The sequence below is a fragment of the Sphingobacterium gobiense genome, assembly GCF_002980575.1.
Classification (GTDB): Bacteria; Bacteroidota; Bacteroidia; order Sphingobacteriales; family Sphingobacteriaceae; genus Sphingobacterium; species Sphingobacterium gobiense.
This window is the reverse complement of the sequence record NZ_PVBS01000001.1, coordinates 734,135-750,100: the sequence shown is the minus strand read 5'-3', so window position 1 is coordinate 750,100 and position 15,966 is coordinate 734,135. Positions and strand designations below refer to the sequence as shown.

General features: G+C 40.1%; 17 protein-coding genes. 8 read left to right on the top strand and 9 right to left on the bottom strand.

Features of this window, described 5'->3' with window-relative positions; all coding sequences use genetic code 11:
- Nucleotides 1-7 precede the first annotated feature (7 nt).
- Nucleotides 8-1,435: a Gfo/Idh/MocA family protein gene (locus C5749_RS03395; protein WP_181151264.1), complete on the top strand. Its 1,428-nt coding sequence runs from the start codon at nucleotides 8-10 to the stop codon at nucleotides 1,433-1,435.
- Nucleotides 1,436-1,451: 16 nt separating this feature from the next.
- On the top strand, nucleotides 1,452-2,081 hold the full coding sequence (locus tag C5749_RS03390) for a gluconate 2-dehydrogenase subunit 3 family protein (RefSeq protein ID WP_105723020.1): 630 nt from the start codon (nucleotides 1,452-1,454) through the stop codon (nucleotides 2,079-2,081).
- Between the two features lie 289 nt (nucleotides 2,082-2,370).
- On the opposite strand, the gene C5749_RS03385 is transcribed toward C5749_RS03390, so the two are convergent.
- From C5749_RS03385 to C5749_RS03350, 8 genes are all read right to left on the bottom strand, one after another.
- The gene (locus C5749_RS03385) at nucleotides 2,371-2,616 is read right to left on the bottom strand and encodes a hypothetical protein (protein WP_105723018.1); all 246 of its coding nucleotides are present in this window, start codon (nucleotides 2,614-2,616) and stop codon (nucleotides 2,371-2,373) included.
- A gap of 73 nt (nucleotides 2,617-2,689) precedes the next feature.
- Nucleotides 2,690-4,024: an NADP-specific glutamate dehydrogenase gene (gene gdhA, locus C5749_RS03380; RefSeq protein WP_105723016.1), complete on the bottom strand. Its 1,335-nt coding sequence runs from the start codon at nucleotides 4,022-4,024 to the stop codon at nucleotides 2,690-2,692.
- A gap of 262 nt (nucleotides 4,025-4,286) precedes the next feature.
- Nucleotides 4,287-5,531 carry a sulfate adenylyltransferase subunit 1 gene (locus tag C5749_RS03375; protein WP_105723014.1) on the bottom strand — a complete coding sequence of 415 codons (1,245 nt, stop codon included), beginning with the start codon at nucleotides 5,529-5,531 and terminating at the stop codon, nucleotides 4,287-4,289.
- Nucleotides 5,532-5,550: 19 nt separating this feature from the next.
- Nucleotides 5,551-6,441: a sulfate adenylyltransferase subunit CysD gene (gene cysD, locus C5749_RS03370; RefSeq protein ID WP_105723012.1), complete on the bottom strand. Its 891-nt coding sequence runs from the start codon at nucleotides 6,439-6,441 to the stop codon at nucleotides 5,551-5,553.
- 25 nt (nucleotides 6,442-6,466) lie between these two features.
- A complete protein-coding gene (locus C5749_RS03365; RefSeq protein ID WP_105723010.1) occupies nucleotides 6,467-7,162 on the bottom strand; it encodes a phosphoadenylyl-sulfate reductase in 696 nt (231 codons plus the stop codon).
- Nucleotides 7,146-7,739 carry a precorrin-2 dehydrogenase/sirohydrochlorin ferrochelatase family protein gene (locus C5749_RS03360; RefSeq protein ID WP_105723008.1) on the bottom strand — a complete coding sequence of 198 codons (594 nt, stop codon included), beginning with the start codon at nucleotides 7,737-7,739 and terminating at the stop codon, nucleotides 7,146-7,148. Before C5749_RS03360 ends, C5749_RS03365 begins: the two co-directional genes overlap by 17 nt.
- Nucleotides 7,740-8,504: a uroporphyrinogen-III C-methyltransferase gene (gene cobA / locus C5749_RS03355; protein ID WP_105723006.1), complete on the bottom strand. Its 765-nt coding sequence runs from the start codon at nucleotides 8,502-8,504 to the stop codon at nucleotides 7,740-7,742. It lies immediately after the preceding gene.
- A gap of 20 nt (nucleotides 8,505-8,524) precedes the next feature.
- Nucleotides 8,525-10,636, bottom strand: a complete 2,112-nt coding sequence (locus tag C5749_RS03350; RefSeq protein WP_105723004.1) for a HEPN domain-containing protein — start codon at nucleotides 10,634-10,636, stop codon at nucleotides 8,525-8,527.
- Nucleotides 10,637-10,808: 172 nt separating this feature from the next.
- Between C5749_RS03350 and C5749_RS03345 the strand changes: the two genes are divergently transcribed.
- From C5749_RS03345 to C5749_RS03330, 4 genes are read left to right on the top strand one after another with little or no spacing between them, the layout of a single operon-like run.
- The gene (locus C5749_RS03345; RefSeq protein WP_245893601.1) at nucleotides 10,809-11,780 is read left to right on the top strand and encodes a PstS family phosphate ABC transporter substrate-binding protein; all 972 of its coding nucleotides are present in this window, start codon (nucleotides 10,809-10,811) and stop codon (nucleotides 11,778-11,780) included.
- A gap of 1 nt (nucleotide 11,781) precedes the next feature.
- Nucleotides 11,782-12,669, top strand: a complete 888-nt coding sequence (pstC, locus tag C5749_RS03340) for a phosphate ABC transporter permease subunit PstC (protein ID WP_105723001.1) — start codon at nucleotides 11,782-11,784, stop codon at nucleotides 12,667-12,669.
- Nucleotides 12,669-13,523 (top strand): PstA family ABC transporter permease, encoded by an 855-nt coding sequence (locus tag C5749_RS03335; protein ID WP_105722999.1) that lies wholly within the window; start codon nucleotides 12,669-12,671, stop codon nucleotides 13,521-13,523. The genes pstC and C5749_RS03335 overlap by 1 nt, the downstream gene beginning before the upstream one ends.
- Entirely contained in the window at nucleotides 13,478-14,287 is an 810-nt protein-coding gene (locus tag C5749_RS03330) for a phosphate ABC transporter ATP-binding protein (RefSeq protein WP_105722990.1), read from the top strand. The genes C5749_RS03335 and C5749_RS03330 overlap by 46 nt, the downstream gene beginning before the upstream one ends.
- A 60-nt stretch (nucleotides 14,288-14,347) precedes the next feature.
- Here C5749_RS03330 and C5749_RS03325 read toward each other — a convergent pair whose 3' ends face one another.
- A complete protein-coding gene (locus C5749_RS03325) occupies nucleotides 14,348-14,650 on the bottom strand; it encodes a YgaP family membrane protein (protein ID WP_105722988.1) in 303 nt (100 codons plus the stop codon).
- 90 nt (nucleotides 14,651-14,740) lie between these two features.
- On the opposite strand from C5749_RS03325, the gene C5749_RS03320 reads away from it, so the two are divergent.
- Complete coding sequence (locus tag C5749_RS03320; RefSeq protein ID WP_219847886.1) at nucleotides 14,741-15,583, top strand: ATP cone domain-containing protein; 843 nt, start codon at nucleotides 14,741-14,743, stop codon at nucleotides 15,581-15,583.
- Nucleotides 15,584-15,778: 195 nt separating this feature from the next.
- Nucleotides 15,779-15,961 carry an LPXTG cell wall anchor domain-containing protein gene (locus tag C5749_RS03315; RefSeq protein ID WP_105722986.1) on the top strand — a complete coding sequence of 61 codons (183 nt, stop codon included), beginning with the start codon at nucleotides 15,779-15,781 and terminating at the stop codon, nucleotides 15,959-15,961.
- Nucleotides 15,962-15,966: the final 5 nt, after the last annotated feature.

The following is a 15,966-nucleotide window of genomic DNA, read 5'->3' as shown; positions in this document are numbered from 1 at the left end:
TCAAATCATGAAAGAAACAAATAGTTCAAGAAGGAATTTTATAAAGAGCGCAGCTTTAGCGGCGGCAGGTTTTATGATCGTCCCGCGGCATGTCCTTGGCGGAAATGGATTTATTGCACCAAGTGACAGGTTATCTATCGCTGGAATAGGTGTGGGAGGCAAGGGGCATGGAGATATTATGTCTTTTCACAAAAGTGGGAAAGCAGAGATCGCATTCTTATGCGATGTTGATGATCGTCGTGCTGCAGGAACGGTGAAAAACTTTCCGAAAGCGAAATACTATAAAGATTATCGGGAAATGTTGGACAAGGAACATAAGCATATAGATGCTGTTTCGATCTCTACTCCTGATCATGGTCATGCGATTCAAACCTTAGCAGCCATGGAATTGGGTAAGCACGTATATGTGCAAAAACCGCTAACGCATGATGTTTGGGAAGCGCGTGTATTAACAGAAGCGGCAAAAAAATATAAAGTCGTAACACAAATGGGGAACCAAGGTGCTTCCAACGATGGCCCCAGAGAGATTAGGGAATGGTACGAAGCTGGTTTAATAGGCGATGTACACACCATTTACTGTTGGACGGATAGACCAGTATGGCCTTCGGGTATTCCGTGGCCAACGCAAACAGCACCTGTACCAAATGAGTTGGATTGGGATCTTTGGCTGGGAACGGCTCCGAATAAAGACTATATTGAAAAATTGGTACCATTCAACTGGCGAGGTTGGTGGGATTATGGAACTGGTGCGTTAGGAGATATGGGATGCCACCTTTTGGAAGTACCTTTTAGTACCTTAGGTCTTCAATATATAAAGGATGTGCAAGCTACTGTAGGTACAATCTATGTGGATGAATTCAAACGAGGCTATTTTCCGGAAAGCTGTCCACCGTCAAGTCACGTTACCATGACTTTCCCTAAAACCGAGAAGACCAGTGGGCCAATTACATTACATTGGATGGATGGAGGGATACAACCTGCACGTCCAGATGAATTAGAACCTAATGAAGTTTTTGGTGATGGTGGTAATGGTATCTTATTTGTTGGAACAAAAGGAAAGCTGTTGGCAGATACTTATGGTGATAATGCCCGATTGCTTCCTACTACCCGCAAAGAAAGTGTAGAACAGAAATACGCACGTGTTCCGGGTAAAGCAAGTGGTCACTATGCACAGTGGGTAGAAGCTTGTATCGCTGGATATGGAAATATGGAAGTCAGTGCACCGTTTGAAATTTCAGGTCCGCTTACCGAAGCCATCCTTATGGCTAACTTAGCGATTCGCGGTGCGGATCTTAAGGTAGACAATAAATTTCCTGGAAGGAATCTTAAATTATTATGGGATAAGGACCAAATGAAAGTGACTAACTTTGACCTGGTAAATCAGTTTGTGAAACGGGAATATCGTCAGGGATGGGATATAAATTATAATATTTAATTTTAAGCAGATTAAAATGAATAGAAGAGAAGCAATTCAACGTGTGGCCATGCTTATCGGAGGCTCTGTTATCGGAGCTAACTTATTCTTAGAAGGGTGTACAAGATCGGCCTCTAAGGATGTCGCCGTATTGTTTGAAAAAGATAAAATGAATTTTCTAGGGGATCTTGCAGAAGCAATTCTGCCTAGAACGTCTACGCCGGGAGCAAAAGAAGCTGGCGTGGGTGAGTTTATTCCTGTGATGATCCGAGATTGTTATGATCCGCAGGATCAAAAGGCTTTCTTAGAAGGGTTAGATGAAGTCGATGCGAAAGCAAATACGGAATTTGGAAAAAAATTCCGGGAATTGTCAAAAGATGAACAGTTACAGTTTGTCAATATGTTAGATAAAGAAGCGAAAGAATTTCAGAAAGAAAGAGGACAGAAACAACGAGAGTTGACCGAAGAAGCAGAGAAAACCGGAAAGGGTCCTGAAGAAATTGAACAGCTTCCAAACCATTTCTTCCATATGTTGAAACAATTAACATTGACTGGATTCTTCACATCAGAGGTCGGAATGACAAAGGCACTACGCTACGTTAAAATTCCTGGTAAATATGATGGAAATTATCCATACAAAAAAGGAGATCGAGCATTTGCGTCTTAGTCTTAATCCATTTATTAGGAATTGACGTAAATAGCACCCAACATCCAAACAAGAACATCTTGTTTGGATGTCTGGTTTTAGAGGGTAAGCATACGCCAAATTATATTTTTCTTATAATATATAGACCTGTAAATAAGCGTCTTATAAAATTAATCTAAACAATAGATGTATGCTATCACGCTAGATAAAAATAGCAGCATACATTTTATGCCAAATTTTATTCTGTATAGATCTTAGCAAATAAATAGATTGATGATTATCAGTGATTTACAAATACTACAAGAACAGTCTATTCATATCTTTTATGGGCTTCGATAAACAGTCGCCGCATTTCCTTAAATTGCTTCAATATACCGTTTATAAATGTCTCATCTAAAAGTTCAAACACACCATTCACACCCCCAACTACATCCGTCTCAGCTAGTTTGTAAGATTGTTCAAGCGCTCCCTGTTCAAACTTAACTATATACTTTTGATTCATTGAAAAGATAGAAATTTTGCAATCGGGATGGGGGAGTTCTGCAATTATTCTCATATATTAAAAATTAGATAAAAATAAAGCTCCACAATACACTTGTGGAGCTTTCGAATTTACGTGAAATTGTGGATTAAACCAACCCTTGTGCTTTCATTGCTACGGCTACTTTAATAAAACCACCGATATTTGCACCTTTTAAATAGTTGATATATCCATCATCCTCTCTTCCATATTTAAGGCAAGTTTTATGAATATTGCCCATAATCCCTTTTAATCGGGCATCTACTTTCTCCGTAGTCCACTGCTGGCCAATCGAATTCTGAGACATCTCCAGACCCGAAACAGCTACGCCACCCGCATTAGCTGCTTTACCAGGAGCAAAGTGAATTTTTGCTTTATGAAATACCTTAATTGCATCTGCTGTAGACGGCATGTTAGCACCCTCGGCAACGCATACACAACCGTGTTTAACGAGCGACTTAGCGTCTTCTTCGTCCAGCTCATTCTGCGTAGCGCAGGGAAGAGCGATATCACATTTAAGATGCCAAGGTTTTTTATCCGTATGGAAGGATGCTGCCTTAAACTTTTGAGGATATTTTGCTAATTCGCGCCCTAAAGTGGCAACATAGGTTAATTTTTCTAGTGTTAATCCCTCTGGATCATGCAACGTTCCTGTACTATTCGATATTGAAATTACTTTTGCACCTAAATGTATTGCTTTTTCTGCGGCATAGTAGGCCACGTTACCCGCGCCTGAAATAGCAATAGTTTTTCCTGCTATTTTTTCATCTATATTTTCAAAAATACATTCGACAAAATAAAGCAAACCATACCCCGTTGCTTCCGGACGGATATAAGAGCCCCCCCAATGCTGTCCTTTTCCGGTTAACACGCCGGTGAAATTATTTTGGATGCGCTTATATTGGCCAAACATATAACCAATTTCACGTTCGCCTACACCTATATCTCCAGCCGGAACGTCTGTTTCAGCTCCAATGTGGCGATAAAGCTCTGTCATAAAACTCTGACAAAATCGCATAATTTCCATATTAGACTTGCCTTTTGGATCAAAGTCCGAACCGCCTTTTCCACCTCCAAGAGGTATTCCAGTCAGACTATTTTTGAATACCTGCTCAAAAGCTAAAAATTTAAGGATACTGAGATTCACAGTGGGAGAGAAACGAAGACCACCTTTATATGGTCCTATTGCACTATTCATTTGCACACGATATCCACGGTTTACCTGGACTTCATTTTTATCATTTAACCAACTAACTCTGAAAGAAATAACACGTTCTGGTTCAATGATACGTTCTAATATCTTTAAGTCGCTCCATGTTGGATGTCGTTCATTGATATATGGCACTAAATCTTCAGTGACCTCTGCAACAGCTTGTAAAAACTCTGGCTCGTTTGGATTTCTATCCTCAACGTATTTGATAAACTTTTTAAAGTTAAGTGACATTTGTTAGAAATTATGTTTTTTATATTCCCTCAGCTTGCTAATTTATTAAAATATTTGACAAATAGCGAATATCTATGAAAAACGTACCACTGTTGCATAAAAATCAACGTTATCTAAAGAATCATAATTGACATTATGTTAAATAGAAAATAATGAATATATGTCTCCTTTGTGTTTCTGTCCACGAAAAAGCGCGATCGGGTTTATTACCCAACCGCGCTTTTATGCTCCTACCTATAGATGTGATAATTTGTAATCTAAATCATGCTACACGCTCAATCATAACAGCACCGACGGTTAAATTCGTCCGGGGATCAATTAATATAGCTTGTGAATTATCGGGAAAGTCCTGGTGCAAATCAAATACGACTTCTCCAGCAGCTTTAATTTCGATCTTACCGATGTCGTTTAAATGAATATCTCCACTATATTGTTTTTCTTGTGTATTCACGTCAAACTTATACAAAATATCTGCAATCTTAACTTTAGTAAGTGTGCTGTGGTTTTGCAAAAGATAAATTTGATTGATGTCCAATGATTTGTTGTCAAACCAACAAATATTGGCCTCAAAGTTTCTTTCCGCTAATGCTGGATGATCTGCAGATACCAGAATGTCTCCTCGGGAAATATCGATATCATCCGTTAGATGGACGATTAGAGATTGTCCGTTTTGTGCTTGGTCCAACTGCTGTTCCGCTAATGCGATACTTTTTATCGTACTTTTTACGCCACTTGGCAATACGATAACCTCTTCCCCTATTTTTAAACCCTCTCCTAGTACACGTCCAGCATATCCCCTATAGTCATGCAAATCTTCCGTTTGCGGTCGTATTACCCACTGAACTGGAAAGCGCCATGGTTGCAATTTGTCATCTTCTATATTAATTGTTTCCAAGTAATCCAGTAGAGAAGATCCAGTATACCAAGACATTCTTTCTGAGCGAAGTACAATATTATCTCCTTTCAGAGCAGAAACAGGAATAAAGTCGACATTCTCCAAACCTAAGCGATTTGCTAACATTAGATAATCGGCTTTAATTTGCTCATAAACAGCTGAATCAAACCCGACCATATCCATTTTATTGACGCAAACAAGTACTTTTTTTAATGATAATAATTTAGCTAAGAACGAGTGACGTTTAGTTTGTTCAATAACGCCTTTACGCGCGTCGATTAAAATAATTATCAATTCCGAGTTTGATGCACCTGTCACCATGTTGCGGGTATATTGGATATGCCCAGGGGCATCGGCAATAATAAACTTCCGCTTTTCGGTTTGAAAATATTTGTATGCAACATCAATGGTAATTCCTTGTTCCCGCTCGGCTTTTAGGCCATCAGTCAAAATTGCTAAGTCAACAGTCCCATCGTTGTTCTTCCGATTGGCCTTTTTTATAGCTTCTAGTTGATCGTCTAAAATAGAATTGGTATCGTATAACAATCTACCAATTAACGTGCTTTTGCCGTCATCCACAGAACCCGCTGTTATAAATTTCAGTATATTCATTTCCCTCTAGCTTACTTCATTAAAAATATCCCTGTTTTTTTCGGTCTTCCATCGCAGCTTCCGAAACCTTGTCATCCATCCTCGCCCCCCTTTCGCTAACAGTAGAAGCCTTTATTTCTTCGATAATATCATCAAGTTCGGTAGCAACTGAATCTACAGCAGCTGTGCATGTCATGTCACCTACTGTCCTGAAACGAACTGATTTATGCTCAACAATATCTTCTCCGTCAATCTGTAGAAAAGGTGCTGCTGCCATCCACTGTCCATTCCGTAGCACTACATCACGTTCGTGACTAAAGTATATGGAAGGCAATGCTATTTGCTCGCGTTTTATATAATTCCATACATCAAGCTCCGTCCAGTTTGAAATAGGGAATACACGCACGTTTTCTCCCTTATGGATTTTTCCATTTAAGATGTTCCAGAGTTCGGGACGTTGACGCTTCGGATCCCATTGCCCGAATTCATCACGTACCGAAAAAATACGTTCTTTTGCTCGGGCCTTTTCCTCGTCTCGTCGGGCCCCTCCTATACAAGCGTCAAAACCATACTTCTCTATCGTATCCAAAAGGGTCACCGTTTGGAGTGCATTACGACTAGCATTCTTACCTTTTTGTTCCACGGCCTTCCCCTGATCAATGCTTTCTTGCACGAGTCCAACGATCAGCTTTTCTCCTAACTGTTCTACTAACCAATCTCTAAATTCAATTGTTTCCGGGAAATTATGCCCAGTATCAATATGCACCAACGGAAAAGGAAATTTCCCTGGACGAAATGCTTTTTTCGCTAGGTGTACTAAAGTTATTGAATCCTTACCCCCCGAAAATAACAAGGCAGGATTCTCAAATTGCCCCGCTACCTCACGCAGGATATAGATTGCCTCCGCCTCTAAATGATCTAAATAATCCATCTTCTGTTTATAATCTATTTACTGTTTATTTTGTAACATGTAGACCACATTCTTTTTTACTCTTATCTTCCCACCACCATCTACCAGCGCGGAAATCATCTCCTTCGCGTACGGCCCGTGTACAAGGCTGACAACCTATACTTGGAAAGCCCTTATCATGCAATGGATTATAAGGCACTCCGTTTTTTTTCAAAAAATGTTCTACTTCTTCTAAAGTCCAATGAAACAGCGGATGTATTTTAATAATAGCGTTTGCTGCATCCCACTCGACATTTTCCATATCCTCACGATTGGCAGACTGTTCCGCACGGATACCTGTAATCCAAATATCGAAGCCTTTTATGGCACGGTGTAATGGCTCTATTTTACGAATATAGCAACATTCTTTCCTGTTTTCTACTGATTCATAGAAGCTTGACGGTCCTTTTTCAGTGACCATCTGTGCTACTGCGTCGGTGTTTGGATAGTAGGCTTTGATAGGAAGTTTATATTTCTCCAACGTTCTGTTCCACACATAATATGTTTCTGGAAAAAGACGCCCTGTTTCCAAGGTAAAAAGCGATATTTCTTTTCCAGACTGCGCAACTAAGTGCGTTATAACCTGATCCTCTATACCGAACGAGGTTGAAAAAACGGCTCTCGGACCGTATTTCTGCTGCACATATTCAATAATTTCCGCAGCGTTCAAGCCTTGTATTTCCTGCTTAATTTGTGCTATCATACGACTTTTTATTTAAAACATCTTTTGTGTGTGCATTTAAAACCCGTATCTTTTCTTGGAAATCACCGGATAAATTATCCCTTAGCTGGCCCATTAGCTCCAGTGTTTCGTCAATTTCTTCGGGAAGCAAGTCGTTAAGAAACTCCTTGATTCGCTTTGCCATGGTAGGTGATTTCCCGTTGGTTGATATACCAATTTTAAGATTACCTTTAGAAACTACCGAGCCTAAATAAAAATCGCAAAGAGTAGGCTTGTCGGCTACATTCAACAAAATATGGTGCTTGGTAGCCAGTTGACGAATGTGCGTGTTCAACGTCGTATTGTTCGTTGCAAGAATAATTAGATCTACGTTTTTGATATCATTGTCGCCAAATGCCCGTTCAGAAACTCTTATATTTTCCTTTCCGCTAATCAGTGCATAAACTTTTGAGCTTACGTTTGCGGCGACAATATGCAAGTTTGCCTGTGGTGAATTGGCCAAAATTGCTTCCAGTTTTTCCAATCCTACGTTTCCAGCTCCGACCAATAGCATCTGAATCTGGTGAAGTTTTACATATATGGGAAACAATTCGTTCATCTAGACAGTAAGAGAGTGAATTCCGTTTTTTAAATCTTCAAATTCCCGATGTTTAGCGACAACCTCACCCAATACGATAACTGCGGGAACACCAATCAGATTTCGTTTTGCTTCCTCCAGAATATTGTCTATTCGTCCTAAGGCGATGCGTTCATTTGGTAGGGAACCGTTTTGAATAAGCGCTATAGGTAGCTGGCCTTTTCCATGCTGCTGGTAGAAATCTACGATTTGCGCCAATTTAGCATAGCCCATGAGTATCACGACCGTTGCGCTCGTATGTACTGCTGATTTTAAATCGTCTGAAAGGCGCCCATCCGATGTGGATCCGGTAATCACCCAAAAGCTCTCGCTTATCCCACGATAGGTTAGTGGAATCTGTTGCAATCCTGTCAAACCGGCAGATGAGGATATACCAGGCACAACTGCGGTAGGAATATTAAATTCGCGTGCATAATCTATTTCTTCTCCTCCCCGGCCAAATATAAACGGATCTCCCCCCTTTAGCCGTACAACATGCCCATGGGTTAACGCATAATCAACAAGAAGCTTATTGATATAATCTTGTGATGTTGATATACGTTCTGCTCGCTTGCCAACATAAATCAATGTGCAAGATGGTTTGGCATAAGATAATAGTTCTTCATTCACCAAAGCGTCATAGAGAATAACGTCTGCTTCACGAATGGCTTTTACACCCTTTAGCGTAATCAAGCCGGGATCTCCAGGTCCCGCTCCTACTAACGTGATAAATGGTTTAATCTGCATTCCTTTTCTCTCCTATTAAATTAAGCCGTCGTCGTCGCTGTCCGTAACTCATCTCTTCGGGCAGCAGCGTCAAAATAAAACGCTATAGACTGTGTTATATATGCTTCTGCAAACTCTTGCGACGGTTCGTATTTGTTGATTTGTAGCACACGTTCCTTGAACGACGTTGGGAAAGTGAATAATTCTGTCTGCACATACTGCGTATCAAATTCATCTATAACCGCTATTTGTGTACTTGCATTTATTCCTTTATCTAGTAGTAGGGCTTTTGCAGTCCACACAAAGGCACTATATGCATGGTATATACTATCAGCATATAATCCTTTTTGTAGCGCTGTCTTTGCTAAATCTATCTTCTCTTCAGCTTCGAACAACAGGGTGGCCACCAAATCAATAACTACACCAGCACATTCTCCCACGCCAATCGCCGTATTGTAGATATCGTCACGTCCCCAATCTACAAACTCGTCGTCTGTTAGGTTAGTTAAATCGGCAAGCGGCTTTAGCAAACGGTAGAAATAATCCTTTGTCTGTCTATCGTAGTAATTATGAAAATTCTCCTCTTCTAACTTATTTACCTTGAAATCATTCAATACCAAATCCACTACCTGTGTAACACGTTTGGTCGGCACTTTGGTGATTCTATCCGATACCCGGCCAATTCCGTCGCCAACAGTTCCGCCTCCCATCATGACCTGTGCAGCAGGTAGCACTTTACCGCCCGCTTTAAGGGAAGCTCCGTGGAACCCAATATGTGCCAGACCGTGTTGACCACATGAGTTCATGCAACCAGAAATTTTGATTTTCAGGTTCGTTTCATAGACGAAATCTGCATGAAATTCCGCTATATACTGCTCAAGAACCCGCGCCATTTCTGTAGAGTTAGAGATGCCTAAATTACAGGTATCAGTACCTGGGCAGGTTGTTACATCCAACGTAGTGTTGAATCCGAACTTCGCGTAACCCAACTGATGCAGCACATTGTATATATGTGGCAATGATTCTTTTCGAACATACTTTAATAATAAGTTTTGATCTTGGGTAATCCGCATATCGTCAGCAACATGATCACGAATTCCGGCTATTAATAAACGTGCGTTAGCCGTGGAAATATCTCCTGTTGGCACTTTGACATATACACCGTAAAAACCCTTTTGTTTCTGTTCAAAAACATTCGTTTTCGACCATATTTCATAAGCGTTTGCATCGAGAGGATCTACTATATTCGAAAATACAGCCGGAGGCTCCGGTTGCGCTATTTTAGTGTTGTCAATTACAAACCGTTTATTTTTGTTTGCTTTTCGTTCGATTTCAACAAGTCTTAATACCTCCTCTAACCCTAGTTTTTGTACTACGTATTTAAAGCGTGCTTTATTTCTATTGTTACGCTCACCGTAGCGGTCGAACACGCGAACTGTTGCTTCCATCAACGGAATCAGCTCATCCTCCGGCAAGAAATCATGGATTTTATGTGCCAGTAGCGGTTGCGCCCCCAAACCACCTCCAAACATCACGGTAAAACCGCGAACTTCCTGTCCGTCTACTATTTTGACCTTAGGAATAAAGCCGAAATCGTGTATATAGGAAAAAGCGGTATCTTTTATGCTAGAAGAGAATGCGATCTTAAACTTTCGCCCCATTTCAGCACAGATAGGGTTCCGAACAAAATATTCGAAGGTCGCCTGTGCGTAAGAAGAAACATCAAAAGGCTCATCTGGATCTACCCCAGCTGTAGGCGAAGCCGTGACATTCCGAACTGTATTTCCACAAGCTTCGCGGAGGGTCATATCATCTTCTGCTAACTTCGCCCATAATTCTGGCGTGCGTTCCAAACTTACAAAATGGATTTGAATATCTTGCCGTGTCGTAAAATGGATATTACTACTAGCATATTCATCTGAAATATCTGCAATCTTTAACAATTGTTTAAAAGTCAGCTTACCGAAAGGCAATTTGATGCGTATCATCTGGACACCAGGTTGCCGTTGTCCATAGATACCACGAGCTAAACGTAAAGATTTGAACTTATCTTCTACCACTTTCCCCTCACGGTAGGCCCTTATCTTTCTCTCCAGTTCAATTATCTCCTGCTCTACTACTGGATTTTCTAATTCTGTGCGAAAGCTTTGCATAATCTATTCTCTCATTTTTTTAATTTTGTCAATTATTGCCATCATCTGATAGCGTCTTCTCAACAACTTGATGACAAAGTTATAAAATTTTCATCTATTAATCATATAAAATCTACCAATTTAGTATATATTTGTAAAAATTTTTTTTGAAGGAATTCAAACGACAAAACGAGTGAATAAACTTAAATATTTAATATACAGCTTATTCCTTTTATTCTTGACGACGTCTTGCGCTCCAAAAGTAAAAGAAGGATACGATGAAAAGAATGGTTATACGGGAAATATTTCTATCTCGGGCGCATTCGCTTTGTATCCAATAGTTGTATTATGGAGTGAAGATTTTAAAAAAGAGCATCCTAATGTACGGTTTAATATTTCGGCGGGAGGCGCTGGAAAAGGTATTTCCGATGTTTTGTCAAACATGGTCGATATCGGTTTGGTGTCGCGCGATCTACATCAACAGGAGCTTAATCGTGAAGCCTACCCAATCCATGTCGCAAAAGACGCTGTGGTAGGTTCTATTAATAGTAACCATCCAAATTATGCTCTTATCAAGGAGCGCGGTCTTACGCTTGAAGAACTAGAAGGCATTTTTGTACATCGAAAATACAGAGTTTGGAGTGATATAGACGCACGTTTTGTGAATAAACCCATCGAAGTATATGTGCGTTCAGACGCGGCGGGAGCTGCTGAAACGTGGGCAAAGTTTCTCGGCGTACATCAAGAGGGATTGAAGGGTGTGGGTATATTCGGAGATCCGGGTTTGGTACAAGCAATCAAGGATAAACCACTTTCGATTGGCTTCAGCAATATTAATTTTGTGTATAACCTTAAGACAAAGCGCACCGTAGAAAATATTGCGATTCTTCCGCTAGATCTTAACGGCAACGGGCGTATCGATGAAAAGGAAGATTTCTATGACCAACTTGATTCATTAACAAATGCTGTTGCAACAAGCCGTTATCCCTCTCCCCCTTCTCGTAACTTAACATTTGTTATTCATGCCAAGAAAAAGACCAAGCTATTGACGGCTTTTATACAATTTGTCCTAAAGAAGGAACAACAGGGTTATTTACTCGAAAACGGGTATGTACCTTTGAACGAAGAGATTAAGAGTAAAGAACTAAATAAATTATCGTTATAAAGTGAATTGGAGATTAATAAAAGATAAGCTTATTCAGCGTAGTTTTGGCGTGCTGTTGGCCATATCCCTTATTGTTATTGTCGTTATCCTCGTAGGGCTCGGTTTCAAATCTTTACCTTTGCTTCGTGCGGAAAGCTTAGGTACAATCCTCACAGAGAGTGTATGGTCGCCACTCAATGGAAGTTTTGGGTTTCTTCCTTTCATCATGGGAACCATTTGGGTAACGTTTATATCCCTTATTATTGCTGCTCCACTTTGTATTTTGGCTTCTGTTTACCTAGTGGAATACGCTAGCGAAGCACTGCGCAGAATGGTTTTACCGTTGGTGAATATGTTAGCTGCAATCCCCCCCGTACTTTACGGTGTTTGGGGCGTATTGTTCGTCGTTCCTTTTTTAAGCGATTACATTGCACCTATCGTGGGTGCACAAACCACTGGCTATACCGTATTTGCAGGAGGAATTGTCCTCGCTGTAATGATTTTTCCTATTATGGTCAGTATAATGGTGGAGGTCCTACAAACTATACCGTATGAATTGAAAGCCGCATCTCTTTCGTTAGGAGCAACAAAATGGGAAACCATTGTTAAGGTTATATTGGTAAAAGCGAAACCAGGGTTAATCGCAGCTGTTGTTTTAGGAATTTCTCGGGCTTTTGGCGAAACGATCGCTGTGCTTATGGTTTGCGGGAATATACCACAAATTCCGAAATCTTTTTTTGATGCAGGTTACCCTTTGCCGGCGTTAATTGCAAATAACTTTGGCGAGATGATGTCCATACCATTATACGATTCTGCTTTAATGTTCGCAGCTTTACTCTTGTTCGTGCTCATTTTTGGCTTTAATTTAATATCACGTTTGATTCTTAATAGATTGGAGGGGAAATCCTAATGACTAACATAAAAAAGCGACTACTGAAAGAAAAAATAGCGAAAACGGCAATGCAGCTTTCTGGGATCACAATTACGGGATCATTATTTTTTATCGTCGGCACCATTCTTTATAAAGGGCTTCCATATTTATCCTGGGAAATGATTAGCCAAGCTCCAAAAGGTGGTTTTTATATTGGAAAAGAGGGCGGTATTTTGAATGCTATTTTAGGGTCGCTGTATTTAGCAACTTTTTCCACCGCGCTTGCCACAATGATTGGAATTCCGATTTCCATCTTCCTCAACGTATATGTAAAGAGTGGATCTTTTTTGGAGCGTTCTTGTAAGCTGTTATTTGACGTTCTTTTTGGTATCCCTTCCATTGTGTACGGTGCTATTGCTTTCAGTATCATGGTGTGGATGGGTATTCGAGCATCTTTATTGGGAGGCATTATCACGATTACACTTCTTACTATCCCCATCGTAGTGCGTACCATAGATGAGTTGTTAAAAACAATTCCCGTAGACTTAAAACATGTTACTTTTTCATTGGGTTCGACCCGGTGGGAATTAGCTAAGGTTCTTCTAAAATATATCAAACCAGGTATTTTTACCGCTATTTTGTTGGCGTTTGGTAGGGCAATAGGCGACGTCGCAGGCGTTTTATTGACAACGGGATTTAGCGATAATCTCCCAAAATATATAGACGAGCCTGCTGCTACGTTGCCCTTGGCTATTTTCTTTCAGTTGAGCAGTCCAATTCCGGAAGTGCAGGGGCGCGCCTACGCTTCCGCATTAGTTTTAACATTTATTATTTTAATAATCGTTATATGTACACATCTTCTAGCATCCAGACAGCAGAAACACAAGATTTAGTGAAGACTTCCATCCCACACATACAAATTAAAGATCTGAACGTTACGATTGAAGGTAAACGTATCTTAAGGAATATCAATTTGTCTATCCCCAATAATTCGGTAACTTCCATTATCGGGCCATCGGGTGGCGGGAAGACGACGCTGCTCAAGACCTTGAACCGCCTGGTAGATGATGCTAAAGGTGTCGAGATCACGGGGTCTGTTCTAGTGAACGGCGAGGACTTGTATGCCAAAAATGCGGAGGTTACCCATATACGAAAAAAGATGGGACTACTGTCGCAGAAACCCTTTCCTTTGCCTATGTCTATATTTGAAAACGTCGCATACGGACCTCGAATACATGGGGAGAAAAACAAACAGATATTGACTCAGATTGTGGAAACGCAACTGCGTAATGTCGGTCTATGGGAAGAGGTCAAGGAACGTTTAGATGCATCCGCAACGCAACTATCCATAGGGCAGCAACAGCGCTTGTGCTTGGCCCGGGGTCTTGCCGTTAAGCCGGAAATTATTTTAGGGGACGAATCTACATCCGCTCTAGACCCGGTATCTACGCAAACAATAGAGAATTTATTAATATCACTCAAACAGAACTATACAATTGTACTTGTTACTCATATTCTTCGCCAGGCACGCCGTGTATCGGATTACATCATATTTGTGTACAACGGAGAAATAATAGAGTTTGGCAAGACAGAAGATGTATTGTTAAATCCGCAACATGAGATTACGCAACAATATGTCAAAGGTTTTATAAGTTAACAAAAAAGCTAAACCATTTTATGATGGTTTAGCTAGAATTAGTATATAATAAACTTTGATTTATTTCTCGAAATAGCGGCGTTCAATCAACGCAAGGTTTCGCTCCTCTTCGCCTGCCGCAGTTTCTATAGCACCCTTTACAGGGCATTTCCCAGTTAAGCCTCTCATAACTAAAGTGCTTCCGAGCGTAACACCAGAGATAGCACGCAAAGGTTTCTTTAATATCCTTTTGACACTGTATCCCAAGATAAAGCCCCCTGCTATCACAGACAGTATACGTTCTGAACTTGCTATTTTACCATGTTCGCAAACACCATCCAGTTTAGTCTTCATTTTATCCGCGGCTTGTTCTATTATTCCCATAACTCAATTTTTAGATAAAACAAACTATTTGTTTAAAATGTTTTGCTGTTTATATAAAAAATTGTACTTTTTGACACCCAAACAAATACAATGACGATCCACGTACAGAAACATTCGGGAGAACTAGTTCCTTTCGAACCAAATAAATTAAGATATTCCCTATCCAAATCTGAAGCCTCGGAAGACGAGGTCGATAGGGTTTTCCAGCGCATACAACCTCGCCTATATGAGGGTATCACTACACGCGAACTTTATGAATTAGCCTTTGATTTACTAAAAGATTTTCGAGATTCATACGCAGCACGGTACTCGTTGAAAAAGGCCCTCCGCGATTTAGGACCGGAGGGTTTCTATTTTGAGAAATGGATTGGGAAGGTGTTTGCCAATGCCGGCTATAATACTATCACCGGAAAAACAGTACAGGGACATGCCGTAACACACGAAATCGATGTTATAGCTACAAAGGGAGATGCGATGCTGGCGATAGAATGCAAATTCCGGAATGACGTGGACGCGAAAATTTCTGTAACCACTCCAATGTATTTCCTCTCTAGGGTAAAAGATCTGAAAGGCCTGTCCTTTTCTTTTTTTGAGACAGCCCGACAATTCACGGGCGGTTGGCTGGTAACGAATGCTTATCTCACCGCTGACTCCATCAGTTTTGGAGAGTATTATAAATTAAATATGTTGGCTTGGGACTACCCCGTTCATAATAACATTAAGCATCAAGTAGATAACTTAGAACTGTATCCTGTAACCTGTTTAACGAATCTAAATGGTGTAGAGAAAAACCTGCTGCTCAAAAACGGTTGTATACTCGTCCGCGATTTAGTACAAAATCCCGAGTACCTCGAGTATTTACAAACTAATCGGCAACAAAAAAAGCGTATTTTAACTGAAGCGCAAGAATTAATCCATAGCCCATCAACTTAAGATATTTAGTCGCTTGAACGGATTAGTGTTTATTTCCAAAGAAGTTAATGGTAAAGCGAACAAAAAAATAAAACGACTTTAACACTTATTTAACATATTTTAACAAAAAACAACCCATATTTGCAACGAACACATTTGTTATTTGTGTACGGAAACATTAGATTACGTTAATTGTGTTTTTTAAATATTTAAGTTATGAGAAAAGTGGGGTTTATTATTTTATTTAGCTATTTCACGTTACTTGCAAGAGCAGAACAACATATAAATACGGAAGGAGAAGAAACATCATCCACAGCAGCGATTATTGTGGGGGCAATTATTCTTCTACTTATTATTATTGTACTTTACAGAAGGCAAAAACGAAAATTCAATGAATAGTAGAA